This is a genomic window from Corynebacterium suedekumii (assembly GCF_030252185.1).
GTDB classification, from domain to species: Bacteria; Actinomycetota; Actinomycetes; order Mycobacteriales; family Mycobacteriaceae; genus Corynebacterium; species Corynebacterium suedekumii.
This window is the reverse complement of sequence record NZ_CP126970.1, coordinates 2,720,155-2,744,740: the sequence shown is the minus strand read 5'-3', so window position 1 is coordinate 2,744,740 and position 24,586 is coordinate 2,720,155. Positions and strand designations below refer to the sequence as shown.

The window sequence follows — 24,586 nt, the reverse complement described above, 5'->3', positions numbered from 1 at the left end:
CACGGCGGGAGGAGCGTAAGCGTGGTGGCCCCCGAGCGCACCACGAGTGGCCCCGAGGCCTACGAACCCGTCCTCAGCCTGCCGGCCCCCGGACACGCGACCGGTGGACCCCAGTGAAGCGAATATTCAGGCCTACCGAAGGGGCTGGAAGAGCTCGCGCAACTGGGTCGGACATTGTGGCGTCGGCGTGAGGATGTCCTGGCGTACTTCGATATCGGGGCGTCCAACGGTCCGGTCGAGGCGATCAACGGCCGGCTCGAGCACCTACGCGGCATCGCCCTGGGTTTCCGGAACCTCGACCACTACATCTTGCGGTCCCTGATTCACTCTGGGCAGCTGCAGGCCAGGATCAACGCACTCTAAATCGTGAAGAGCCCGATTACCGCCAGATGAAGCCGGAGACGCCACCTATCAATCTACGCAGTCAACTGGAAAAGTTGAGAACTTCTTCGGCCTCAGAGGTGAAGACAATATGAGGGGTGACATACTTGCTGCGCATCTTAGCTATGATCGCCTCCGCCTTCTCATCCTCCTCTTGGGATAGCCAGCTTGACCAGGAACGATACATCTTCGAAACAAAGATCGGGTCCCCGTCGGCTATGATCTCGCCCTCGTGTAACCAAATCACTCTGTTACAAATTTTTTGGATCGTTGAGGCCTGATGGGAAACAAGAAAGATAGTCCCCGCGTCATCGAGGAAAGAAAACATCCGTTTCCGAGCTTTTTCCCCAAATGCAGCATCGCCAGTCGAAAGAGCTTCGTCAACCAAAAGAATCTCCCTTCGAACGGAAGTGGAGATCGCGAACTTCAACCGCGCCCCCATTCCTGACGAGTAGGTATTCATCGGGCGGTGGACCGCATCGCCGATACCAGAAAAACGAATGATCTCGTTCTCAAGACCTCTCGCTTCACTAGGTGATAGACCTTGGGCCAATAGACCCAAATGTATGTTCTCGACACCAGTCAAAGAGGGCTGTAGGGCAGCAGATACGCTCAACAAGGTCGGATTCGACGTAACGAAAATATCCCCAGAAGAGGATGATTCTCCGCCGGCTATCAGGCGTAAGAGGGTAGATTTTCCAGAACCGTTCCTTCCCAAAACGCCAATTGAATCCCCCCTATTTGCGACAAGGGAAACCCCTTTCAATGCCGAAACAGTCGAAGATCGATCCTTACGAAAAGGATTACGGCCCTTTAGGTTAGGAACTTCGTAGTTTTTAAATACCCGTCTGACAACCACGGTCGCTTCCTCAGACACGGACATAGCGGGCCTCCGACTGCCAGAAGAACAGAAGTCCTAGACAGAATGAACCGACAGACCAAAGGACTAGGCTGACAAACGAAGAGGCTTCCGGAAAACTGCCGTATAACACTGCTTCCCGGATAGCCTCAAGAAACTGATAAATCGGATTCATAGTCATGACATACTGCAGAATAGGTTCGGTGGCAAACCTCTCTATAGAAAAGAATACACCAGATACGTAGAAAAGCACGCGTGTACCAAAGTTCATCAACGACCTAAGGTCGGGGATAAAAGCGGTAAGTCGTGCAAAAACGAGTGCTAAGCCGCAAGAAAATACGTGCAATAGAACGTAGAGTAGCGGAACGATGGCTATGGACCACGATATTTGTTCGCCCCATTGAAATACTAGCGCGACGGCGATAGCAACCATCGCCGGTACCAGGTTGTCGAGGAACTGACGAAGCAAAACGCCGAAAACTAGGGTAGCGCGCGGAAACGTAAAAGACCGAATCATACTCCGAGAACTTTGAATAAGCCCGCTACCGGCGTTAATTCCCCGCGATACAAAACCAAAGAATATGACCCCAATAACCAAGTAACCTACAAAGTTGTCGATTCCACGGCTCGTGCGGAGAAGAAGTCCGAAGACTAGTCCATAGGTAGCGGACTGCAATAATGGGGTGAGAACCAGCCATAGGTTGCCGAGGAACATTTCCTGGTTGCCTTTAAATGCGCGGCTTCGCGCGTCGGCAACTACAAAATGACGCCAATGGATAATCTCAGCAAGGTATGCGGACAGGGAAGGACGAATATTAAGTTTGCCGAGATTTTCGTCTGCTACAAGCATTAGCTGCACGGGTACTGGTTCTTGGGGAGCGGATTCTGCTGAGGGCACGTTGTTTGCACCTTACTTTTAGTCGATGGTTACTCGCGTATCCTTGAAAGTTGGCTTCTAGTGATGGATTTGTGAGCCGAAAATGGCCGCCACCCCAAAAAGCTGCTGACCTGCGTTCTGCTAAGCAGAGTATTGCTGACGTTCATCGGGCTGCTTCTCTCACTAACATGCGCGCTACAGCCAGGCCGGAGCGGAGCTGCCCAGTGCGCTCCTTGCCGCGCTAACTCACTTCGTACGTTTAGTAAATCATTCAAACTTGGAAAGTGGTTCACCGTAAATGTTGGTAATGCGCGCTAGAATTTCCCGGGCCGCCCCGCGTTCTGCAACATCAACACGGTCGAGCCGCGGAAGGTACCAGTTCCTAACGAAGTTGTCAAGCTGGTGTTCCTTGTAAAGCTCGTAAAGACCGAGTTCGCGAAGAACCTCCGCTTGACGTATTTCCAGGATCTCAGACTTTTCGAAGTAGCGGGGATTCAAGGTGTTCGTGACGGATCCATCTCGCTCCGCGTAGTAGATGAGGTGCGCGGTATCGACAAAGGCTCCGCAGTTTGTACGAGCAAGCAATTCCCACCCAAAAAGAGTATCCTGACCAGCGCTTTGCTCCACAAACTTGAGGCCCGAAGACTCTAGGAATTCGCGGCGTATGACTGCCGCCTGTGTTGACACGACTGGAAACTTGCCAGCTTTAAAGAAACGATCAACGCTGTCTTTAACGATCACGGTTTCACCGGAGCTGTGTTTCCCGGTGAATCCGGGACTAGAGCCGATCTTAGCTTGGTATCCGCTCACGAAGTCTACGGGAGTACCGATCTCGAACAACCGATCAAATTCATCGACGAGATGGTCGTAGCCATGGGTAGAAATCTCGTTGTCCGGGTCAAGGAAAGCTACCAAAGGCGCGCTAGCGTGATCGATCCCCCAGTTCCGGGGTCGCGCTGCGCTGCCACTTCCTCCGTCATAAAACCGATGAAGGCGGATATTGGGATAGCGATGTTTCAACTGTTCTAGGATACGGATGGTCTCTGCTTCCGTCGAATGATCATCGACAAGCAAGATTTCCATTTGAGACCAGACGGCGTTGCGCTGCAAGCTAGGAATACACTTCGTCTCAAGGAACTTACCATTGTTATGCACCGGAATGATAACGGTCAGTTTGGGTGAGGGAGCCAGATAGGCTTCTTCGCGCGAGCGAACGAAGGTGGTATAGCCGATGCCAAACGGGTCTGCAAGGTAGCCCTTTCCAACTATCGGACTGTGAGGATCCTGTATAATTTGTGTCAGCCCGTCAAAATCAGTCGCGACGACAGTCTTTCCAGCGTCGTGCGCTACGGCGGTGAATTCATGGAAACGGCCAGGTACGAAAGTGCCGTCCTCATAGCCGCAGTCTTGGCTTACAAAATCGGAATCAGTGTACTTGAAGGCGTTCACACGCGACGCCAAATATTCGCGCTCATACTGTGTATCGCTTCGCATGCAGGCGAAGTAACCATAGTTTTGTGCGATCTCAGGCCTCGCCTGAACTTCTTTGAGGCTTACTACATCAGCTGAAACTGATTGCCTTTGGACGAGTTCGCGAACAAGTTCGACCGAATCAAGGGCCGCAACGAGGATTCCTGAGTTCCGAGTAGGGGCGGACGGTAGGCCAACCTTCTCCATCATGGAACTGACAACGGAGTAGCTGGTCTTGTCGTCCATGATATTGATCAACGACTGATTGGCTCGGAAATACTCGTCATGTGGGAAATCTTCATCCAACATCTCGGGCGTGTGAGTCAGGGTCGGGATAATTCGAATCTCAGGAAAACGATTAAAGACGGACCGAGCGTAATTGGAAATGATCGGCTTGCCTTGTGCTTGAAGTTCGTAAACTCTCATGGCGCACATCGTCGGACTGTTCTTAATCGAATTGAAGTTCAAACTGTAACGGTACAGCTTATGTACCTTCTGAAGAAGATCATGCTTAATCGCAGGAAGGATGTAGGGGGCATACTGATCCGGAAAGTCAAACCCTTCTATGTCGTAGTTGCGGTCAAGGATAGTAAGAGAAGCGTTTGAATCAGTTATAGAATCAAAAATGACTTCCATATCAGCGCACCGTTCTGGGTAGCGGCTCGGATATGAACCCGCGAAGAAGGCCGCACTGAAATCGTGCCGGAACGCGCCGACAGGATTATTGAGGAGTGGGTTGGCACCGTATTCCCCGTAAAACACAGAGCCGTTGTTGAGTGCTATCTTGTAGTCATTGATGACATTGACATCGGAAGTGAAGATCGTATCGAAGCCACTAGCAATGGGAAGGAAATATTCGAAGTTAGAAGGATCTTCAATTGATTGAAATACGGTCGGAACGGAATTATTCTTTGCCCATGAAAGGATGTCTGCGAGCGCATTCTTGGGTGCTTCCCGGAACTTGAGGCCCTTCCACTCTTCATTGTTTAGGCCTTTCCAGCAGGTTACGTAGATGATTACGTCAACATCGTTTTCGGCTAGAACAGCGGTATAATTCTCCGGTGAGAGGTAAACCACTCTCTCGAAAGCGTCCTTGTAGAAGTTGAACATGTATTCATCTGTAATGATCGCGGCTGTGCAAGGAACGGGGGAAAAATGACGTGAACCGTTCGTCTCTGGAAGGCTGCTGGCTACAGAAGCGAGTATCTTAAGTGAGGTTTTGGCCCGGTGTTCGGAAACCTCAGCGGCTTTCTCGATGTTCTTGTCTTGAGAAACAGACAGTTTTCCTGCCTTTGTCGCTGTATCGACAGCATCAACTATCTTGTTAATTGTCTTCTTGGCATTAGTAGCCAGTTTCTCAATGGCTGCATTAGCCACCGCCTCAGCCCTGGCTACGTACCTCACTTTGGTGTCCTTGCCTTGGTTAGATTCGGAGAGAGTTAAATGTGCAGAAAGGCTCTCAAGAATGACCTGTGATTGCGGTGCCAAGCGAATTGCCAGAACGATATGCGCAGTGTCGGAGCCTAAATATACTTCTGCCGGATGACTGGTTTTAATTACTTGTTGGCCATGACGTCGTCGGTTTAGGTTATACTCGAGCACGTATAGCTGAGGTGCAGAACCTTCGTGGGTTGTTACCTTCGAATCAAGGAGAATGATGGTCGAGGGCGGGGTCACATGACCCCGGTCAGCGCCTAGTTCCTTAGAGTCAGAAGTCCGAGCCCCCAATGTGACATATTGCGGCTCCTTCGTGACATTTTTTAAGACCGTCTTGAAATCGTTGTTGAAGGAGACTTTAACGCCCTGACCTGCTGACCAATAATGACCGTTGATCATCGATCCTGTGGCGCCGATAATTGAGAAGTTCTGCATGATACCCCTGAAACTTTGGTTGATTTAGTGATTGTGATGCGCAATAATGGTTTGTTGCCGCCGTATGCTCTCGATTTCAATCTTCAATGTGTCTATTTGGGACTGAAGTTGGCTAATTGATTCAGCAGCATTCCGCAGTTTGGTTGAGTACGTCCTCCTCGATTGACGGAGGACTATTAGTGCCATGGTTGAAGCGACTATGAAACCAATTGAGGCGGTAACGACAAAAGCGGCACCTTCACCTGTAAGTTCCGTCGTCGCGATCGAACCTAATATTCCAACTGAGTATAGAACTGCTCCGAAGCCAAGAAGGAGTAAGCGCCGCTTCATCATGTATCACCGATTTCCAATGGGTAGGGTAGATTCTCCCCAGATTCCCTTGGTGTCAACAAGCACCTTTCCGGAAAGGTCTGTTTTGTACTCGAGGAATTCCTTGTGGTCGACCAAGACAACTACAATGTCGGATTCTTTGATTGCCTCTTCAAGGCTCGTGAGAGTTAGATTTCGAAGGAGAGAAAGCGAATCTGGGAGTACCGAGATGTTTGGCTCCACTACAGACACTTGAGCCTTTGGATTTCTAAATGCTAATTCTTTCACAATTTCTAGCGAAGGCGACTCTCTCAAATCGTCGATGTTTGCCTTGAAGGCGAGGCCAAGTGCTGCAACTCGCGGATCTTCCAAACCTTCGATGGCTGACGCCACCTTGTCAATCACATATTTCGGTTTGCTGTCGTTAACCAAGCGGGCGGTTTTGATGAGCTTCGAGTGTATTGGGTCCGTTGAAACGATGAACCAAGGGTCCACAGCTATGCAATGGCCCCCCACACCTGGGCCCGGTTGGAGAATATTGACGCGAGGGTGGTGATTGGCCAGATCGATCAGCTCCCAGACATTGATATCTAGGTGGTCGCATATCAGCGAAAGCTCGTTGGCGAATGCAATGTTGACATCCCGGAAAGAGTTTTCCGTGAGTTTGGCCATTTCTGCTGTTGTAGCATTGGTTGCCAAGAGCTTTCCACTGCAGAATGTACTGTAGAGACGTTGTGCTCGCTGTGTAGCTTCTTGAGTGACACCGCCAATGATGCGATCGTTCGTTAAAAGTTCTTCCATCGCGTTACCGGGAAGAATGCGCTCGGGACAGTGTGCGAAGTAAATTACTGGTTTTGATTGTGGGTTGTGAGAGCCATCAGCTGCCAGGTCAGAACGTAGCTTGAGAATCCGTTCTGCCATCTTCTCCGTGGTGGTCGGAGGCGAAGTAGATTCGAGGACAATGAGTTCGCCACCCTGAAGGGTCGGAGCAATGCTTTCAGCTGCCGAGTAGATGTACTTCATGTCGACGCTCATGTCGTCATTGAATGGCGTCGGTACTGCAATAATGAAGTTTTCGGACCTAACCATTTCAGTGGTGGCCCTGAAGTTTCCAGACTCTAGGGCTTGCTTTAGTCCCGTTTCTAGACCGGGTTCGACAATTGTGACGCACCCCTGGTTGATCTTGTCGACAGACTCCGCCTTTATGTCAACGCCGGTGACATTGACACCATGGTTGGCCATTACTACTGCTGTTGGCAAGCCAATGTATCCTAGACCGACGAAGGTAACCGATGCTGTGGTCAAAGCTGTCCTTCCAATGCTGCCATCTGGGCTAATGCGGATAGCTGATTGCCTGCTATGTCTCAGATGGAGTTAAGCTATAAACGATTATGGGCTGACTGAGTCCGCTTAGTTTATCATCAGGCGTCTACGTGTGCCCCGATTACCTGAACTGATCGCGGTTGCGCTGATGCACGGGAAAAGGAAAAGGCCACTAGAAATCGATCCTAGTGGCCTTGCGTGCATTTTGCTCCTCCAACTGGGCTCGAACCAGTGACCCTTCGATTAACAGTCGAATGCTCTGCCAACTGAGCTATGGAGGATGAAGTTGTTTTGCCTCGCTTTCGCGATGCTCTGCAACGAGTCATAACTATAACGGGGTGCCGTCAGAAGTGGCAAATCGCCAGGTCAGATTCCAAAACCGCGACCTGGCTGCCAGGCCAATCCGATGGCAGTTTCGACACCAGTTCCCGGTACCACTACGTCCACGGTCCGCAGCCACCTCATCTCCACCCCGTCCCGCCGTAACCGGGCGATCGAGTAGCCGTGGGCGTCAAGATCCACGTGGCGGATGTGCGGGTTGACTTCCCGGACCAGGGCCTCGGCGAGGTGGGAGATGGCATTATCGGCGGGGAGCTTGAGTATCTCGTCGACGTTGGGGGCGGAGATGGACGTGCACACCAGCTCCACTCCGATGAGCTGGTCGCCGGCCCAGACGTCGTGGGCCCATTCGGAGTGGATGTCGCCGGTGAGGAACAGGGCGGGACGTCCGCTGACGCGCAACAGCTCGAGGAGGCGGCCTCGGTCGGCGGCGAAGCCGTCCCACTGGTCGGGGTTCATGGGGATGCCGGCGGCTGTGCGGGCGCCGAGGAACTCGGCAACTGAGGAGGTCTGCGGGTTCTGCTGCAGGGGCAGCAGGTTGGTGGGGGAGAACATCACCGAACTGCCGATGACGGTCCAGTGGGCGGGGGAGGTGTCGATGGTGCGGCGCAGCCACTCGAACTGCTCGGAACCCATCATGGTGCGGGCGGGGTCGTTGAAGTCGGCGAGTGCGGTCGGGGACCAGGCGGCGGGCTGGTCGCGGTAACTGCGCAGGTCGAGCATCATCAGCTCGGCCAGATCACCGAAGCGGAAAGAACGGTAGAGGTGCCCACCGGCCGATGGGGAGGCGGTGCGGACGGGGAGCCATTCGAGGTAGGCCTGGAGGGCGGCGTCGCGACGCGACAGCCACGCACCCTCCGTGGCGGGATCATGATTCTCCGCGCCCTCGCGCCAGGAGTTGTCCGCGGTCTCGTGGTCATCCCAGATGAGCACCCACGGCAGGGCGGCGTGCGCGGCCTGCAGGTCCGGGTCCGTGCGGTAGTGGCCGTGGCGGATGCGGTAGTCCTGCAGAGTGATGATCTCGTGCGCGGGCTCATGGGGCCGGACGGCCCCGTTCTTGCCCACGTACTCACCCCGGCCGTACTCGTAGATGTAGTCGCCGAGAAAGACCACCAGATCCAGCTCGCCTGCCCGTCCGCGGGTGGCCATGTCGGCGTACGCCGAAAAGTATCCGGACTCCCAGTTCGCACACGATGCCACGGCGGCGGTGAGCTGCTCGGGGGAGGAGTCGAAGGCCGGGGCGGTCCGCGTGCGGCCGGTCGGGGACTGGGAGCCGGCGTGTGGGCCGTCGAGGACGGTGAAGCGGTAGAAGTACACCATGTCCGGCTCGAGGTCGAACGGGTCGACGTGGATGGTGTGGTCGGAGGCGGCGTCGGTACGCACCTCGCCGGAGCTGACCACGTGGTGGAAGGCGGCGTCGATACCCACCTCCCAGCGCACCCTCGTCGCCGCACCCAGGCCGGAACCGGGGAGCGCGTCGGCGTCCGGGGTGATGCGCGTCCACAACACCACGGAGGTGGGCAACGGATCGCCCGAGGCCACGCCGTGGAGGAACGGCAGCGGGACGGTCGCGGCCTGCACCCGAGTGGTGCCCGCGGCCACGGCGGTACCGGCCAGGGCGGTGGACTGCAGGAAGCGGCGACGGGACAGGCGGGGCAGCAAACTCATGGGCACACTGTGGCGGTGGCCGGCAGACTCCGCAACCGCTGGCGGGCAATTATGAAGACAGTCTCACCCGGGCGGGGATAAGCCGGGGTCGGCGGACGGCGGGCGTGGTGGCGTCGATATAATGACGCGGATGCACCTGGGGGCTATAGCTCAGTCGGTTAGAGCCGCGGACTCATAATCCGTAGGTCGCGGGTTCGAGCCCCGCTGGCCCCACCACCGGGCCCCGCCCGCCACCCGGCAGGCGGGGTCTCAGTGTCACGTCATACACTCGGGGTCATGCCCGATGTCGATCCGGATATCCTGTTCCTCTACCGCAGCCTCGATCTCGGCGGGGTGGTGCTCATGGGCATCATGGGCGGCACGATCGCCCGGCAACGCAACTTCGACGTCATCGGCTTCATCTTCCTGGCGCTGTTCTCCGCCCTCGGTGGCGGCATGATCCGGGATGCGCTCATCGGCCGGGGCACGGTCGCGGCGATGGCGGAGCCGGAGTACCTGGCGCTGGCGTGCTCGGGCGCCCTGCTGGCGTACCTGACCAACTTCAAGGGCCGGGTGTGGGAGCTGTTCCAGGTGCATGCGGACGCCATCGTGCTCGGCGCGTGGGCGGTCACCGGGTGCGTGAAGGCGCTGTCCTTTGACCTGCCGATCCTCTCGGCGATCTTCATGGGCGTGGTCACCGGTGTCGGCGGCGGCATGATCCGGGACGTGGTCATCGGGCAGGTGCCGGGCATCTTCTCGGGCGGCAAGCTCTACGCCATCCCGGCGCTCATCAGTGCGGCGCTCATGGTGGCGTTCCACACGGCAGGTTACGAGGCGGTGGGCATGATCGTCTCGCCGATCATCGGTTCGGGGCTGGCCATCCTGTCGTACTGGCGGGGGTGGACCGTGCCCACGGATCCGGAGTGGGCGCCGGTGAACATGACGGCCGCGCAGCTGCGCCAGGCCCTCGGGGTGGCGGAGGAGCACGGGCGTAAGGCGGCCCGGCGTATCGAGCCGCAGCAGGCCCGACGCATGCGGCATGCGGCGATGGAGCGGGCGGCGGCGCGGCGTCGAAAAGAACGGATCGCCGAGATGGGCGGGGTGGATGCCGCATCGATGGAGCAGCCGGACGTCGCAACGCCGGGAACGCACGTGGATGAGGTGCTGGATGAGGACATCCAGGCCGCCATCGACCTGGGGTTGCCCGAGTCGCAGGACATGCAGGACGAGATCATCCGGGCCATGCGGGCGGGGGAGTGGGCACCCGGCGTCGAGGCGGAACCGGACTCCGGTGTGGACGAGAACTCCAAGGCCGGTCCGCAGCCGAACGTGGACTGACCAGCGTCCGTGAACCTCAAGTAGAACTTGAATAAACGGGGGTTGAAGTGCAGCTTTAGAGTTGCCGGTGGGGTTGGTGGGGGCCAAGATTGTGGCAGGTGCACACGAGGCCGTTGGGGAAGACGACCCTCGTCTTGCACTGCCCGTCCTTCATGCCGGGCAGTGTCCGTCGCCTGAAGGATCACCGACATGACCACCCTCGCACCTCCGCTCGCACGGTGGCTGGGCGCAGCCGATTCTTTCGCGCCTGAGTACCCGTGGGAGACCCCTGACGTGACCACCGGACCCGGACCGGCCCGCACCGCCGTGCTCACCATCACCGGCATGCCGCGCGCCCTGCGCCGCAGCATCGAGACCGCGATGGTCGTCTGCGTGCCCTCCGAATCCGACCTCTCCGTACCGGGCGCCGACCCGCTCACCGCCGACTGGTTCACCGCCTGGCGGCGCTCCGCCGGCCCCGGCGTCCGTGTCGCCTGCCGCCAGGTCATCACCGGCACCGAATCCGAGATGGCCGCCCTGGAACGGGTGGTCAGCCAACTGGCGCACGAGCACGACTTCACGGCCGAGCTTTCCCTGGTTGACTGAAGAGTATGGCTGCCCGAAAGATCATCCTCGACTGCGACCCCGGACACGACGACGCCGTGGCCATCCTCCTGGCCGCCGGCAACCCCGCCATCGACCTGGTGGGCATCACCACCATCGGCGGCAACCAGACCCTGGACAAGGTCACCCACAACGCCCGCACGGTGTGCACCATCGCGGGGCTTGTCGACGTCCCCCTGTACCCCGGCTGCACCCGCCCCCTCCTCCGTGCACCGCGCACCGCCGGCGACATCCACGGTGACTCCGGCATGGACGTCGACGGCTATGACCTGCCCACACCCACCGTCGAGGTGGCCGACGGACACGCGGTCGACTTCATCATCGACACCGTCATGGCTCACGAGTCCGGCGAGATCACCCTCGTGCCCATCGGCCCCCTGACCAACATCGCCCTGGCCGTGCGCAAGGAACCCCGCATCGTCGAGCGCGTCAAGGAGGTCGTCCTCATGGGCGGCGGCTACCACGAGGCCAACGCCTCCGCCGTCGCCGAGTTCAACATCATCGTCGACCCGGAAGCGGCGAAGATCGTGTTCAACGAGCCCTGGCAGGTGACCATGGTCGGCCTCGACCTCACCCACCAGGCCCTGGCAACCTCCGAGATCGAGGCCGAGGTCGCCGCCGTCGGTGGCCCGGTTGCCGACTTCGTCGTCGCCCTCTTCGGCTCCTTCCGCGAGGCCTACCGCGCCAACCAGGGCTTCGAACACCCACCGGTCCACGACCCCTGCGCCGTCGCCTACCTCATCGACCCCACCGTCGTGGACACCCTCCGCGTCCCCGTCGACGTCGAGATCTCCGGTGCCCTCACCTCCGGCATGACCGTCGCGGACTTCCGGGCCCCCGCCTCCGATGACTGCCACACGCAGGTGGCCACCAAGCTCGATCACCGCCGCTTCTGGGACCTGGTCATCGACGCCGTGAAGGCCCTGAGCTGATGAGCGCCGTCCGTCTCATCCGTTCCGACTCCCTGTCGGATGTCGCCGAATACGCCTACGCCGCCACCGCCCCCGCGAATGCCCGGATGATCTTCCTCGCCGGCTCCCACCGCCGGGGTCGGTGACTACCGCGCTCAGGCCGCCGCGTGCGTCGAGAACATGAAGGTCGCGCTTGCCGAGGCCGGCGCCTCGATCACCGACGTCATCAGCACCCGCGTCCTCGTCGCCTCCACCTCCCAGGCCGACCTTGTTGACTCCTGGGAGGTCATCCGCGACGCTTTCGGCGACCACGACGTCCCCAGCACCCTGCTGGGTGTGACCGTCCTGGGCTACGACGACCAGCTCGTCGAGATCGAGGCGATCGCTGCGGTGGTGGACTGAGCTCTGGCGATACATCTCGAAAGAAGGAACTCGACAGGACCTCTCCTTTCGAGTTATAGGGGTGCTTAACCTCGACAGGACTGGTGAGTTCGTGGTCCTCCTGTCGAGGTTGAGGGGGCGCGCCTACCATCGGGCCCATGGACTGCATTCTCTTCGACGACAACTTCCGTCTCCTCATCGGTGAGGAGCTGGACATCTCGGCTGAGGACATGGTCGCTGAGCAGCGGACCGTGCGTTTCGGGGCCGGGGAGATCCGGTCGCTGGCGGGGGAGGAGCATCACGTTCTGCTGGTCATCGCCGACGAACTGCAGCCGCTCGCCTCGGGGCCGGTGCAGGCGGAGGGGCTACTCGCTGACTCCCTGGATACAGGAGCCGTGCTCACCGAGGCTGTCGCCCGTGGCTGGTTCCATACCGTCAGCGCTGCGGCGAGTGGACCGCTGACGTGGACGCACGAGGACTCGAAGCGGATCGGCCAGCTGTCCATCACCGGGCGGCCGAGCCTCGGGGCGTTTCTGGCGGAGCGTCGGAAAGCGGTCCACCGGGGTGGTTATGACGCGAGCATGCCGGCGGTGGTGACGCCCGGGGACGTCGAGGTGCGGTCGGCGTTGATGGGGTTGCTCACCGAGTCCGGCTCCCGGGTCCAGTTCGGCACCGCCGATCTCGCGGCGGCGGGGGATCCGGAGATCGCCGAGGTGGTGGAGGACATCTCCGACAACCTCCGCCTGGCACTTGCCGTGGAGGAAGCGCTGGCCGCTGACCTCCTGCTGGAGGTCCTGGCCACCGAGGACGAAGACATCTATCAGGCTGTCCGCATGATCATCGCCGAGCGGGCCGCCGCCTGCCGGGGCCGCGTCCCGCTGTTCGATGACGCGCTCGACCGGCTGGCACAGGTGCCCAACCGGCGGCTCGACCCGGTGCTGCGGCGTCGCCGGCGCCGGGAGCTGGGCCAGGTGACCAAGGACATCGGGCACTACATCTCGTCGTTCCGCGACCGGGAGACCGTCGGGGAGACCATGACCGTCGAGGAGGCCCGGGAGGTTCTCGATCAGATGGACGGGCCGGACGCGGTCGCGGCCGGTGAACTGGTCTGGCTCGGTGGGGACGCGGGGGAGGAGCAGAGCTTTGAGGAGTTCGCGGCGTCGTTAAGCGAGGAATTCGGACGCCGCGCGGAGGCCGCGGCGGAACGCACCGCGGAGCTTAAGGCGGCGCACCCGGGTGCGGATACGGCGGGCCTGCTCAGCCGGCTGCGGCGCGAGATTCTCTCCGAGCTCGACGCCCTCGGTGATGACGAGGGCGAGCGGGTCCGGGAGCTGGTCATGGACTACATCCTCATCCAGGCGCAGCTGCGCGGGGTGCGCGCGGGCACGGCGGAGGACTACCGGGAGCTGGGGCGCAAACTGCTGCGGGCGATGTCGCGGATCTCCACCGCGCACCGGGCGGTGAGCACCGCCAGCGGTTTCGCCGAGACCTACGCGGATCCGGCGTTCCGGCAGGCCCAGCGCTACCTCATCCCGTTCATCCTCAAGAGGCTGCCGGCGGCGCGGGCCGTGTCGCCGGGGATGCGACGCGAGGCGGTGAAGATGATGCGCACCGGGCTGAAGAACGCGACAGGCGCGGTGAAGATCAACAAGAAGACCGCCCGCAGCATCGGCGCCGGGATACGCTCGCTGAGCAAGGCGACGAATAGGATCCTGCTGCGCAGCATCGACCGGGAGTTCAGCAGAACTCAGGCGTCGGCGTAGTAGCCGTCCTCGAAGGGGTCGAGCACGCGGTCGGCGAGGTCGTCGATGCTGCCGATGACCGTCGTCGGGCGGTAGGGGTAGCGGGCGATCTCCGAGTCATCCGAGATGCCGGTACGGACGAGGATGGTGCGCATGCCGGCCTCGAGGCCGGACTTGACGTCGGTGTCCATGCGATCACCGATCATCACCGCGCGTTCCGAGTGCGCGCCCATGACGTTGAGGGCTGAGCGCATCATCACCGGGTTCGGCTTGCCGATGTAGTACGGCTTCATTCCCGTCGCCGCCGTGATCAACGCCGCGACCGAACCCGTGGCCGGCAGGATGCCCTGCGGCGCGGGGCCGGTGACGTCCGGGTTCGTGCAGATGAAACGCGCGCCACGGACGATGAGGTTGATCGCCGTGGTGATCGCCTCGAAGGAGTAGGTACGGGTCTCACCCAGGACGACGAACTCCGGGTCCGAGTCCGTGAGGATCCATCCCTTGCTGTGCAGCAGCGTGGTCAGACCCGACTCACCGACGACATACGCGGTGCCCTCCTGGCGCTGATTGGCCAGGAAGTGCGCGGTCGCGGTCGCCGAGGTCCAGATCTTCTCCGCCGGGATCCGCAGACCCGTCGCCGCCAGGCGTGCCGAGAGGTCCCGCGGGGTGTGGATCGAGTTGTTCGTCAGCACCATGAACGGGATGTCATTGTCCGTCAGGGCCTGGAGGAAACGGTCGGCGCCGGGGATCATCTCGCCTTCACGAATGAGGACGCCGTCCATGTCGGTGAGATAGGAAATGCTCATGCCCGCCATTGTTCACCGTCGGGGGCGATCGTGCCCGTCTAGCTGGGTTGTGCCTGTTCCCGGATGTGGTCCTGAGTGTCGGGGCCCGCGGTGACGTAGTCGTTGAGCTCGCCGACGGTGGAGATGTCGAAGACGGTCTCATCATCCAGGCGCACACCGAAGGCGTCCTCGATGCGCACGGCGATCTCGATCATCGACAGGGAGCTGATCCCCAGCTCCGAAATCTTCGCCTCCGGGGTGAGCGCCTCGGCCTCGATGCCGGAGGCCTCCTCGATGATCTGGGCCAGTTCGGGATTGGTCATGCCCACCACCTTAGCGCCGCGGTGCCCCTCGGTAGGCTCTCAAGGTATGACGCCGAAGCTCCACGACATTCCTCCGCTCCTGCGCAGCTGGGCGATGCGGGTGACCCCCGGCGGAGGACGCCGCCTGGCGCTGGAACGCGGCGCCCTGCACTCCGGCACCCGGGAGCCGGGGTTGACCCACATCGACCGCACCGGGATCGTCGACAACGACGGCGTCCCCGTCCACTGGTACGAGTACGGCGACGTCGACGCCGGTGACAGCTCCGTCACCGTCGTGTTCATCCACGGCTTCACCCTCGCAGCCGAATCCTTCTACCTCCAGGTCAACCACCTCCGCGCCCAGTGGCCCGATGCCCGACTGCTGCTCATGGACCTGCGCGGACACGGCCAGACCGGTGCCGTCGCACCGGAGAAATGCACCGTCGAAGGTGCCGCCGACGACGTCACCGCGGTTCTCGACGCCCGCGGCGTCTCCGGCCCCGTCATCCTCGTCGGCCACTCCCTCGGCGGGCTTGTCGCCCTCAACCTCGTCCGCCGCTGCCCCGACGAACTCCGCGGCCGCATCAAGGGCCTCATCCTCGTCTCCGCCTCCATCGAGGCGCTCTCCGCGCAGGGTCTCCCGCAGATCCTCGCGTCGCCGATCGCCGACAAGGTCTACGACGCCGTCGAAGCCTCACCCAACGAGGCCGACAGGTTCCGCCACGAGGTGTCCAAATACCTCGCGCCGGGCCTGGCCGTCACCGTCTTCCACCGCGACACCGACTACGACCTCATCGAGTTCCACGCCGCGATGATCCACGAAACCCCGCTGGAGACCTTCGTCGGCTTCTTCGACGACCTGCAGGTCCACGACGAGCTCGCCGCCGGTCAGCATCTCGACGGCATCCCCGGTTATGTGATCAACGGCGACGCCGACGACGTGACCCCCATGAGCCAGGCCGAACGCATCTGCGAGGTCTGGCCCGGCGCCTGGCTGCAGACCGCCATGGGCGCCGGCCACATGATCCCGCTCGAGGCCCCCGGCATCCTCAACGCCGCCATCGACCGGCTCGTGGGGATGGCGACTCCGGAGGGTGGCGAATCGCTAGACTCGGGCAGATGAACGCTCTGGAACTGGTGAAGGACTGGCCCGTCGACAACGTCGCCGCCGCGGTCATCGACGGCGACGACATCCACCGCATCGGCGACCTCGGCCAGGTCTTCGAACTGGCCAGCGTGACCAAACCCCTGAGCGCCTACGGCTTCCTCATGGCCGTCGAGGAAGGAATCTTCGAGCTGGACACCCCGTTGGGGCCCGACGGGTCGACCGTGCGCCATCTGCTGGCTCACGCCTCCGGGGTGGGTTTCCGGGAAGGCGACAAGGTGCGCGAAGTAGGGGAGCGGCGCATCTACTCCAACTACGGCTTCGAGATCCTCGCCTCCGCCGTCGAGGAAGCCGCCGGCATGACCTTCGCCGAATACCTCCAGGCCGGCGTCATGGACCCCCTCGGCATGAAATGGACCCGCCTCCGCGGCTCCGCCGGCTGGGAAGCAGAAGGCACGGTCCACGACCTCATCACCTTCCTCATCGAGCTCATGCACCCGACCCTGCTGCATTCCTCGACCATGGAGGAGGCAACGACCGTGCAGTTCCCGGAGCTGAACGGCATCGTCCCCGGCTACGGCATGATGAAGCCCTGCCCCTGGGGCCTGGGCTTCGAGATCAAGGGCACCAAGGACCCCCACTGGACCGGCCCCTCCATGCCCGAGAACACCTTCGGCCACTTCGGCCAGTCCGGCACCTACCTCTGGCTCGCCCCCGGCACCGGCCGCGCCATGGTCGCACTCACCGACCGACCCTTCGGAGACTGGGCCAAGCCGCTGTGGGCCGAGACGAATGAGGCCGTGTGGCGGGAGTTGGAGGGGTAGGCGCTACGTTGGAAACCAGAAAATGAACAGGGTTTAGAAACCCACTAGTAGTGGGAGTAGCCAGATGAAAACAAACCTGCAACTTCTCCTCGCAGAGTTCGATGCCAGAAGAGATCCAACTCAGTGGGGTTCATATCGACAAGCTTCTGCTTTCTTACCCCAAACTTCTGGGATAGAATCTGAATCTGCTTGTCTCTGCCAATCCTGTCGAAATCGATCTCGACTGGCTCTTGGTATCCTTGGCTGCGCATCTTGCGAAAAGTCTTAAGGTAATAAGATATCGAATTCCCGCCGATTTGCCCAGGCTCAGGGGAGTATTCTTTCGAGAGGTGATCACGCAGTAGGTTTGCAGTGAACGTATCTAAGCTCTTGAAGGCGTAGACATCGTCAGAGAATCCCCAATACCCAGGGAATCCATATGTCTTACCCTGATACCGGCATCCTGCAGACTTAAGGAGCAATCTGTAATGAAGAAAATTCATCCTCTCGGAAAAGGAGAAACCTTCAAGGCGGCCACCTTCCCTAACTGTCAAGTATTTATCGAATAGTTTCCATATTTGGGACTTCTCCTCCTTTACTACATCTGGAGGTATTCGGTGCTTCACCTTACCATCACTACAAAGCGTTAGTTCTAGGCCGAGAAATGTCAGCCTCTGTTCCCCAGCTTGGCGTTGCAAAAGGAGGGACTTTGATTGGGGGTGATCAAAAGAATGGGCATGCAGGTTCTTCGACTTAAGTAGCCTCCTAAACTTTGCGATCTCACGTTTAGAACTGAAAACTGTTGCATCGTAACGGAAAAGGAACAGGATATCATCGACGAATCGGTGATAAGAGTGAACTTTGCTCGATCTTGTGTAATCTTTCAAAACCTTCTCGATATACCAGTTAGCGACGGACGGGGCGTAGGGTAAGCCCTGAGGCGCGAGTATAGGTCGGTTGATATTAGGCTGACCGACGGAAGTCAGGGCGGCGTGGCAAGCTGTCGAGAAACGTTGCATTAAGGATATGATCTCATTGTCCACACGACTGTCCTTGATCATCATGCCTATGGCTTCATCGTAGGGAACTGAGCCATAGAAGTCACGAATGTCTAAACGGGCAATCGATGAGAACTTTATATCAGGTTCAGATGCGCTAGTGATTAACTTTCGAAGAACTTGCTTCGCAGGGACTGGAGGTTTCTCGGATACTCGAAGTATTTCATCCTTCATTGCTCTCGCAACCAGGTAGTCTCTGTTTGTTGGGATGAATACGGCCCGGGGAAGCTCTGCGGGTTTTTTGGGAATAAGTTTGACCTTTAATGGCCGAGGCTTATATCTTTGAAGTTTCAGATCTTCCTTGAGCCTCATCAAGTGCAAACTGTCTGGTCTTAGGTACAAGTATAGGTCTTCACCGTCAGTCCCTGGGGATCGATAGGTGACTTTTCTCTTTCTGAGATCGCCAACTACAGTGTTAAGCGCGGTTGTCCAGTCGATCTTGGTCACTTTGCCACCTGGGTATTACTCTTTTCGAAATCTTTCTCTAGATGGTTCTCGGTTGACAAAAGTAGGCTCTTGTACTCTTTCACGAGGGACTTTACTTCGTCCATTTTAAGGCCGGGCTTTCCGCGGAGGAGTTCAAAGTCTTGAGATAATGCTTGAATCAGGACATAATCTTGGCTCGCTTTATATACTCGGACATCCAAGTTAAGATACTCGATAAACTGTCTGGCCGAAATGCTTAAAGCGGTGAGTGCAGTGGCAATCAAAACGTACCTTTGGATTTGTATGGATCCGACAGTATCGTAGTCCACGACACTGGCCGGTATTACTATCCAGAGGATTGTTGCGGTGTCCAATACGGCCGAAACCAGTCTTGTCCGGAAGCGGTAGCTGCTTAACCGTTGGTGCATCTGAATTCGCGCCAGATAAGTGTTGTAAGTGCGCTTTTCGTAGAGGGCCGCCAAATACTGCGGGCCTGTTTTCGACATATGTGTAGATTAGGGCTTGACGACGACGCTGGCAAGCAGCGTCCCCCGCGCCTAAAGCGTGGGGCTTAGTGTGGATAGCGAAACGCTTGTAGCTCTTCCTGGGACAGGGCTACTGGAACCGAACAGATGATTCGGTGACTACGGAGGGCTGTTGACCCTAATCGCCAAGCCTGAGCAGTGTATCATAGGGGTCTTGGTAAGAGTCTAAAGGTGTGAGGGCGAAGAAATAGTTTGGGGAGGCGTGGTACTTGGTCTGCGGGCTGTCGTTAGCCTAGGAGGAGTCCCACTTATTCAATCTTCGCGTTGGTCGAGAAATTCTCAGTCTGAGTCAGGTGCAAACTAAACCCCGAAGAACCGGTCCCACAGGCTCCGGGTGTCCGGCGCCTGCCGGGTGATCACGCGCACGCTGGAGCCGCGGGACGAGCCGGTGAGGATGACGCGTGGGGCACCGGGGGCGGGCTGGGTGGTCTGGACGTCGACGGAGGACATGAAGTCCTTCATCCGGTTCTCCACGTAGACGCCGGGCGGGACGATGATCTCCACGGTGGACATGTTGGCGGTGATGTCGAAGACGCACTCGGGTGAGGCGGCGTTGGCCTGCCGGAGGTCCAGGTGGAGCGCGGAGCCGGAGATCTTGAAGGTGGAGTGGGCGGGGACGAGCCAGTTGCCGGTGCGACGGACGGTTCCCATGGTGGAGGAGACGGGCTGGCCTGCAATGGGGACGGCGTGGTGCTGGGCGCCGGGCTGGGCCATGGGGACGGGCTGCTGGAAGCCGGCCGGCGGGTACTGGGCGGGCGGCTGGGGCGGCTGCGGGGAGGAGTAGTTCGGGGTCTGGGGGCCTTGGTACGTGAGGTACTGGGAGCGGATGCGCTCGAGCACCGACTTGTCCTGCGTGGACCACACGACGTCCATGAGCTGGTCGAACTCGTCGAACTGGAGGCGGCCGGCGCCGACGAGGCGGGTGAGGTCCGCCTGGAGCTGCTCGCGGTCCTGATCGGACGGCTTCCGGGTGGGGAACGTGCTCATGGTCTACTCCTGCGGGGCTTTCGGGCTTTCCAGCCAGGTTTTCAGCGCGGACACGATCTTAGGCCACCCCTCGGACACGCGGTCGAGCATGACGGAATCGGCGGAGTCGAAACCCTCATGGGTGAGGTGGAGGCGGACGGCGGCGAGCTCGGGGTCGTCGATAAGCGAGAACCGCACGACGCTGCGCTCGCTTTGCGACGCCGCGAACGCAGCATCCGAAGCAAAGAACCGGCGATGCGCCGGCTGGACGCCGTACCACGTGTACGCCAGCGCGACGCCCGGATCGGCCTCGAGCACCTCCTGGCCGAGGTCCTCGAAATCGCCCTCGGGCAGGGACTTCCAGAACACCTTCTCGCCGACGGCCCACGTCGACTGCGGGCCGGTGGTGCCCAGGTAGGCGTCATAGTCCGCGCGTTCCGTCAGCGCCCGGTAGACCCGCTGCGGTGTCGTGCCGAAGATGTAGGTGACGTAGGTGAACTGCATGGGCCCAGGGTACCCGCCCGAGATGGGACGAGCCCCGCACCAGCAGGTACGGGGCTCGGGTGACCAGGGAGTTTAGGCCTTGGTCGGGTCGTCGAGGTGGTACTTCTTGGCTGCCTCGGCGGCGACCGACATGTCCATCTTGCCCTCGCGGGCCAGGCCCATGAGGACGGCGACGACGACGGACTCGGCGTCGGTGTTGAAGTACCGGCGGGCGGCCGGACGGGTGTCCGAGAAGCCGAAGCCGTCGGTGCCCAGGACGATGTACTGGCCCGGGACGTAGGCGCGGATCTGCTCCTGCAGGTCCGTGGCGAAGTCGGAGACCGCGACGTAGGTCTCACCGTCGACCTGGTTGAGCTGCTTCGTGGCGAACGGCACCTCGACCTCTGCACCCGGATCACGCAGCTGCGCCTTGTTCTTCGCGGCACCGTCGCGGGCCAGCTCGACCCAGGAGGTGACGGAGAAGACGTTGGCCTGGACGTTGTACTCGGAGGCCAGCAGCTGCTGTGCCTCGAGTGCGGCCTGCATGCCGATACCGGACGCGAGGATGGAGGCCTCATGTCCGTTCGCCTCGATGTCGTCGGCCGTGGAGTAGAGGTAGATGCCCTTGTGCAGGCCATCGACGTCCAGATCCTCCGGCTCGGCCGGCTGATGGGTCGGCTCGTTGTACACGGTGAAGTAGTAGATGACGTCCTCGCCGCGGCCCTCGCCGTACATGCGGTCAATGCCCTCGCGCAGCAGGTGCGCGACCTCGTAGGCGAACGCCGGGTCGTAGGAGACGACACCCGGGTTCGTCGACGCCAGGATCTGGGAGTGGCCGTCCATGTGCTGCAGGCCCTCACCCGTCAGGGTGGTGCGGCCCGCGGTGGCACCGATGAGGAAACCACGGGTCATCTGGTCGGCGGCCGCCCAGATGCCGTCGCCGGTGCGCTGGAAACCGAACATCGAGTAGAAGATGTACAGCGGAACCATTGCCTCGCCGTGGGTGGCGTAGGACGTGCCGGCGGCGATGAAGGACGCGACCGAACCTGCCTCGTTGATGCCCTCGTGCAGGATCTGACCGTCCGTGGCCTCCCGGTAGGAGAGCATGAGGTCATGGTCGACCGGCACGTAGTTCTGGCCGTGCGGGTTGTAGATCTTCAGCGTCGGGAACCAGGAATCCATACCGAAGGTACGGGCCTCATCCGGGATGATCGGCACGATGCGCTCACCCAGGGTCTTGTCCCGCATGAGCTCCTTGAAGGTACGCACCAGCGCCATGGTGGTGGCGACCTCCTGCTTACCCGAGCCCTTCCGGACCGAGCGCAGCTTGTCCAGCTCCGGCACCGGCAGCGGGGTGTACTCCTCGCGACGCGTGGGCACGTAGCCGCCCAGCTCCTTGCGGCGGGCCTGCATGTACCTGATCTCCTCGGAATCCTCACCGGGGTGGTAGTACGGCGGCAGGTAGGGATCCTTCTCCAGCTCCTCATCGGAGATCGGGATACCCTGCTTGTCGCGGAACGCCTTGAGATCATCAGCCGTGAGCTTCTTCATCTGGTGGGTCGCGTTACGACCCTCGAAGTTGTGCCCCAGGCCGTAGCCCTTGATGGTGAACGCCAGGATGACCGTCGGCTTGTCCTTGGTCTCCATCGCACGCTGGTAGGCGGCATAGACCTTGCGGTAGTCATGGCCACCACGCGGCAGCGCCCAGATCTCCTCGTCGGTCATGTCCTCGACCAGCTTGAGGGTGCGCTCATCGCGGCCGAAGAAGTGCTCACGCACGTACGCGCCGTCATTGGCCTTGAAGGTCTGGTAATCGCCGTCCGGAGTGGTGTTCATGACGGTCACCAGAGCGCCGTCCTGGTCCTTCTCCAGCAGCGCATCCCACTCGCGGCCCCAGATCACCTTGATGACGTTCCAGCCCGCACCCAGGAAGAAGGACTCCAGCTCCTGGATGATCTGCGTGTTACCGCGCACCGGGCCATCCAGACGCTGCAGGTTGCAGTTGACCACGAAGGTCAGGTTGTCCAGGTTGTTCAGCGCCGCATGCTGGATGAGGCCACGGGACTCCGGCTCATCCATCTCACCGTCACCGAGGAACGCCCACACGTGCTGCTCGGAGGTGTCCTTGATGCCGCGGTTGTGCAGGTAACGGTTGAAGCGCGCCTGGTAGATCGCATCCATCGGGCCCAGGCCCATGGACACGGTGGGGAACTCCCAGAAATCCTTCATCCCGTGCGGGTGCGGGTACGACGGAATGCCGTTGCCCGGACCACGCGAGACCTCCTGGCGGAAACCGTCCAGGTCATCCTCGCTCAGACGACCCTCCAGGAACGCGCGGGCGTAAATACCGGGGGAGGCATGACCCTGGAAGAAGATGTGGTCACCGCCGCCCGGGTGGTCCTTACCGCGGAAGAAGTGGTTGAAACCGACCTCATACAGCGGGGCGGCACCGGCGTAGGTGGAGATGTGGCCACCCACTCCGATCTCCGGGCGCTGCGCCCGGTGCACCATGATCGCCGCGTTCCAGCGCATCCAGCGGCGGTAACGCTTCTCCATCTCCTCATCACCCGGGAACTCCGGCTCCATCGTGGTGGGGATCGTGTTGACGAAGTCCGTCGACGTCAGGTTCGGCAGCGGCACACGCTTGGCGGTCGCCCGCTCGAGCAGCCGCAGCATGAGATAACGCGCGCGCTCAGGCGAAGTCTCCGAGAGCAACCCGTCCAGCGAATCCATCCACTCGCGGGTCTCCTCCGGATCGGAGTCATTGAGGTACGAGGCGACGCCGTCGCGGATCAACGGGAAATTGGAGTCGCTCGACGCGCCGTTCGCGTTCCGGTCTTCTGCCATGGTTACCCTCCAGGTTCGTGGTTATGAGGTGGAGCACCGGGGAATCGTCGGATCGGTGTTCCGGCCTCGCCCGAATGTCTCGCCCAATGATACGTTGTTTTCCCTAGCCAAGCCCCACCCGGGGTCCTGTGAACTTAGCGAAGTCCGCAGGTAGTGGGGGTGTGGGGCTTGTCCGGTGGGCTGTTCTTGTGGAGTCTGGTCGGTTCCGCGCAGGGTGCGGGTTGGATTGGGCCGCTGTGATGACGAGGCCGTGTGATTCGGAGGAGCGGCCCGAGTTCAGTGGCATGCATAGTGTGCGAAGTGCGAACGGCGGTCAGCCCTGGGTCCGCGGACGGGTGAACTCACGATGTGAACCGCGGGTATCCCTGACGACAAGCCTGATAATCCCCGCCAACGGGTGGCAGAAATCGCGAGAAACCTGCATACTCCTTGTAATCTGCCTTATGAGACATCACGAGGAACCGGCCGAAAACGTCGACCGGGCCCAGGATCTAGGAGGACAAACGCAGTGGTAGACGCTCCGGGCGTGACCAACAAGAACGACCAGGACTATGCCCAGACCCTCGGAGTCACCTCCGGGATGACGGTCCTGGAAGTCGGCTGGGACGACGATTGTGACAGCAGCATCTCGGAGTCGATCGAGGCGGCCATCGGCGAGGAACTCCTCGACGAAGAGACCGACGACCTCTGCGACGTTGTCCTCCTCTGGTGGCGCGAAGACGACGGCGACCTCGTCGACGGACTCGTCGACTCCCTCCGCCCGCTGGCCGACAACGGCCGCATCTGGCTCCTGAGCCCGGGCGCCGGCCAGGACGGCACCATCGCCCCCGGCGAGATCTCCGAATCCGCCCAGACCGCCGGCCTCGTCCAGACCACCGCCACCCGCCTCGGCCAGTGGCAGGGCAGCTGCCTCGTCGCCCGCGGCTACACCAAGAAGTAGCGGGTTTACACGGCACCCGTTGCGGCGGGTACCTTCGTGGCCGTGTTACAGTTTTCGACGCCTGACACCGATGTTCCGGTGTCGCAGGCGCCCCTAGCTCAGCTGGAAGAGCAACTGGTTTACACCCAGTAGGTCGGCGGTTCGAACCCGTCGGGGCGCACAGATCAAATGGGCCACGTCTCCTGGTTCGGGGGCGTGGTCCTTGCCGTTGCCGGGCCCGTTTCCGGGGCAGAGTAAATACCGAGACCTGAACCCCGAGACGGTCACTGCTCTC

Annotated in this window: 20 protein-coding genes, 3 tRNA genes and 2 pseudogenes; 12 read left to right on the top strand and 13 right to left on the bottom strand. The window is 60.4% G+C overall.

Features of this window, described 5'->3' with window-relative positions; all coding sequences use genetic code 11:
- Window positions 1-126: 126 nt before the first annotated feature.
- Window positions 127-363 (top strand): annotated as a pseudogene (locus tag QP029_RS13685) (transposase); the annotation flags it as partial.
- A 61-nt stretch (window positions 364-424) separates the two neighbouring features.
- On the opposite strand, the gene QP029_RS13680 reads toward QP029_RS13685, so the two are convergent.
- The 6 genes from QP029_RS13680 to QP029_RS13655 all read right to left on the bottom strand — a co-directional run bounded on the left by QP029_RS13680 (window position 425) and on the right by QP029_RS13655 (window position 9,098).
- Window positions 425-1,258: an ABC transporter ATP-binding protein gene (locus QP029_RS13680; protein ID WP_284874796.1), complete on the bottom strand. Its 834-nt coding sequence runs from the start codon at window positions 1,256-1,258 to the stop codon at window positions 425-427.
- Window positions 1,251-2,138, bottom strand: a complete 888-nt coding sequence (locus QP029_RS13675; RefSeq protein WP_284874795.1) for an ABC transporter permease — start codon at window positions 2,136-2,138, stop codon at window positions 1,251-1,253. The genes QP029_RS13680 and QP029_RS13675 overlap by 8 nt, the downstream gene beginning before the upstream one ends.
- Before the next feature lie 246 nt (window positions 2,139-2,384).
- Window positions 2,385-5,459 (bottom strand): glycosyltransferase, encoded by a 3,075-nt coding sequence (locus QP029_RS13670; RefSeq protein ID WP_284874794.1) that lies wholly within the window; start codon window positions 5,457-5,459, stop codon window positions 2,385-2,387.
- A 336-nt stretch (window positions 5,460-5,795) separates the two neighbouring features.
- On the bottom strand, window positions 5,796-7,073 hold the full coding sequence (wecC, locus tag QP029_RS13665) for a UDP-N-acetyl-D-mannosamine dehydrogenase (RefSeq protein ID WP_284874793.1): 1,278 nt from the start codon (window positions 7,071-7,073) through the stop codon (window positions 5,796-5,798).
- A 226-nt stretch (window positions 7,074-7,299) separates the two neighbouring features.
- Window positions 7,300-7,372 (bottom strand) — tRNA-Asn (locus QP029_RS13660).
- An 85-nt stretch (window positions 7,373-7,457) separates the two neighbouring features.
- Entirely contained in the window at window positions 7,458-9,098 is a 1,641-nt protein-coding gene (locus QP029_RS13655; RefSeq protein ID WP_284874792.1) for an alkaline phosphatase D family protein, read from the bottom strand.
- 139 nt (window positions 9,099-9,237) lie between these two features.
- Here QP029_RS13655 and QP029_RS13650 point away from each other — a divergent pair.
- The 7 genes and pseudogenes from QP029_RS13650 to QP029_RS13620 all read left to right on the top strand — a co-directional run bounded on the left by QP029_RS13650 (window position 9,238) and on the right by QP029_RS13620 (window position 14,073).
- Window positions 9,238-9,314: transfer RNA gene (locus QP029_RS13650), tRNA-Ile, on the top strand.
- Between the two features lie 60 nt (window positions 9,315-9,374).
- Window positions 9,375-10,091, top strand: a pseudogene (locus QP029_RS13645) (trimeric intracellular cation channel family protein); the annotation flags it as partial.
- Between the two features lie 513 nt (window positions 10,092-10,604).
- Complete coding sequence (locus tag QP029_RS13640) at window positions 10,605-11,000, top strand: hypothetical protein (RefSeq protein WP_284874791.1); 396 nt, start codon at window positions 10,605-10,607, stop codon at window positions 10,998-11,000.
- 5 nt (window positions 11,001-11,005) lie between these two features.
- Window positions 11,006-11,950 (top strand): uridine-preferring nucleoside hydrolase UriH, encoded by a 945-nt coding sequence (uriH, locus tag QP029_RS13635; RefSeq protein ID WP_284874790.1) that lies wholly within the window; start codon window positions 11,006-11,008, stop codon window positions 11,948-11,950.
- A complete protein-coding gene (locus QP029_RS13630) occupies window positions 11,950-12,075 on the top strand; it encodes a hypothetical protein (RefSeq protein WP_284874789.1) in 126 nt (41 codons plus the stop codon). Before uriH ends, QP029_RS13630 begins: the two co-directional genes overlap by 1 nt.
- Window positions 12,076-12,109: 34 nt before the next feature.
- Complete coding sequence (locus QP029_RS13625) at window positions 12,110-12,331, top strand: RidA family protein (protein WP_284874788.1); 222 nt, start codon at window positions 12,110-12,112, stop codon at window positions 12,329-12,331.
- A gap of 137 nt (window positions 12,332-12,468) precedes the next feature.
- Window positions 12,469-14,073: a hypothetical protein gene (locus QP029_RS13620; RefSeq protein WP_284874787.1), complete on the top strand. Its 1,605-nt coding sequence runs from the start codon at window positions 12,469-12,471 to the stop codon at window positions 14,071-14,073.
- On the opposite strand, the gene QP029_RS13615 is transcribed toward QP029_RS13620, so the two are convergent.
- Window positions 14,058-14,858, bottom strand: coding sequence for an HAD-IIA family hydrolase (locus tag QP029_RS13615; RefSeq protein WP_284874786.1), 801 nt, complete (start codon window positions 14,856-14,858; stop codon window positions 14,058-14,060). The two genes, QP029_RS13620 and QP029_RS13615, sit on opposite strands and share 16 nt — an antisense overlap.
- 38 nt (window positions 14,859-14,896) lie before the next feature.
- On the bottom strand, window positions 14,897-15,160 hold the full coding sequence (locus tag QP029_RS13610; protein ID WP_284874785.1) for an acyl carrier protein: 264 nt from the start codon (window positions 15,158-15,160) through the stop codon (window positions 14,897-14,899).
- Between the two features lie 46 nt (window positions 15,161-15,206).
- Here QP029_RS13610 and QP029_RS13605 point away from each other — a divergent pair, with 46 nt between their 5' ends.
- Window positions 15,207-16,262, top strand: coding sequence for an alpha/beta fold hydrolase (locus tag QP029_RS13605; RefSeq protein WP_284874784.1), 1,056 nt, complete (start codon window positions 15,207-15,209; stop codon window positions 16,260-16,262).
- Window positions 16,259-17,068, top strand: a complete 810-nt coding sequence (locus QP029_RS13600; RefSeq protein ID WP_284874783.1) for a serine hydrolase domain-containing protein — start codon at window positions 16,259-16,261, stop codon at window positions 17,066-17,068. The genes QP029_RS13605 and QP029_RS13600 overlap by 4 nt, the downstream gene beginning before the upstream one ends.
- A 44-nt stretch (window positions 17,069-17,112) precedes the next feature.
- Here QP029_RS13600 and QP029_RS13595 read toward each other — a convergent pair whose 3' ends face one another.
- The 5 genes from QP029_RS13595 to aceE form a co-directional block, all read right to left on the bottom strand.
- Entirely contained in the window at window positions 17,113-18,552 is a 1,440-nt protein-coding gene (locus tag QP029_RS13595) for a reverse transcriptase domain-containing protein (protein WP_284874782.1), read from the bottom strand.
- Window positions 18,549-19,037, bottom strand: coding sequence for a hypothetical protein (locus QP029_RS13590; protein ID WP_284874781.1), 489 nt, complete (start codon window positions 19,035-19,037; stop codon window positions 18,549-18,551). The genes QP029_RS13595 and QP029_RS13590 overlap by 4 nt, the downstream gene beginning before the upstream one ends.
- A gap of 339 nt (window positions 19,038-19,376) precedes the next feature.
- Window positions 19,377-20,063, bottom strand: coding sequence for a DUF1707 SHOCT-like domain-containing protein (locus QP029_RS13585; RefSeq protein ID WP_284874780.1), 687 nt, complete (start codon window positions 20,061-20,063; stop codon window positions 19,377-19,379).
- Window positions 20,064-20,066: 3 nt separating this feature from the next.
- A complete protein-coding gene (locus QP029_RS13580) occupies window positions 20,067-20,546 on the bottom strand; it encodes an SRPBCC domain-containing protein (protein WP_284874779.1) in 480 nt (159 codons plus the stop codon).
- 72 nt (window positions 20,547-20,618) lie between these two features.
- Entirely contained in the window at window positions 20,619-23,372 is a 2,754-nt protein-coding gene (gene aceE / locus QP029_RS13575) for a pyruvate dehydrogenase (acetyl-transferring), homodimeric type (RefSeq protein ID WP_284874778.1), read from the bottom strand.
- 580 nt (window positions 23,373-23,952) lie between these two features.
- Between aceE and QP029_RS13570 the strand changes: the two genes are divergently transcribed.
- A complete protein-coding gene (locus tag QP029_RS13570) occupies window positions 23,953-24,312 on the top strand; it encodes a DUF3052 domain-containing protein (protein WP_284876266.1) in 360 nt (119 codons plus the stop codon).
- Window positions 24,313-24,399: 87 nt separating this feature from the next.
- Window positions 24,400-24,472: transfer RNA gene (locus tag QP029_RS13565), tRNA-Val, on the top strand.
- Window positions 24,473-24,586: the final 114 nt, after the last annotated feature.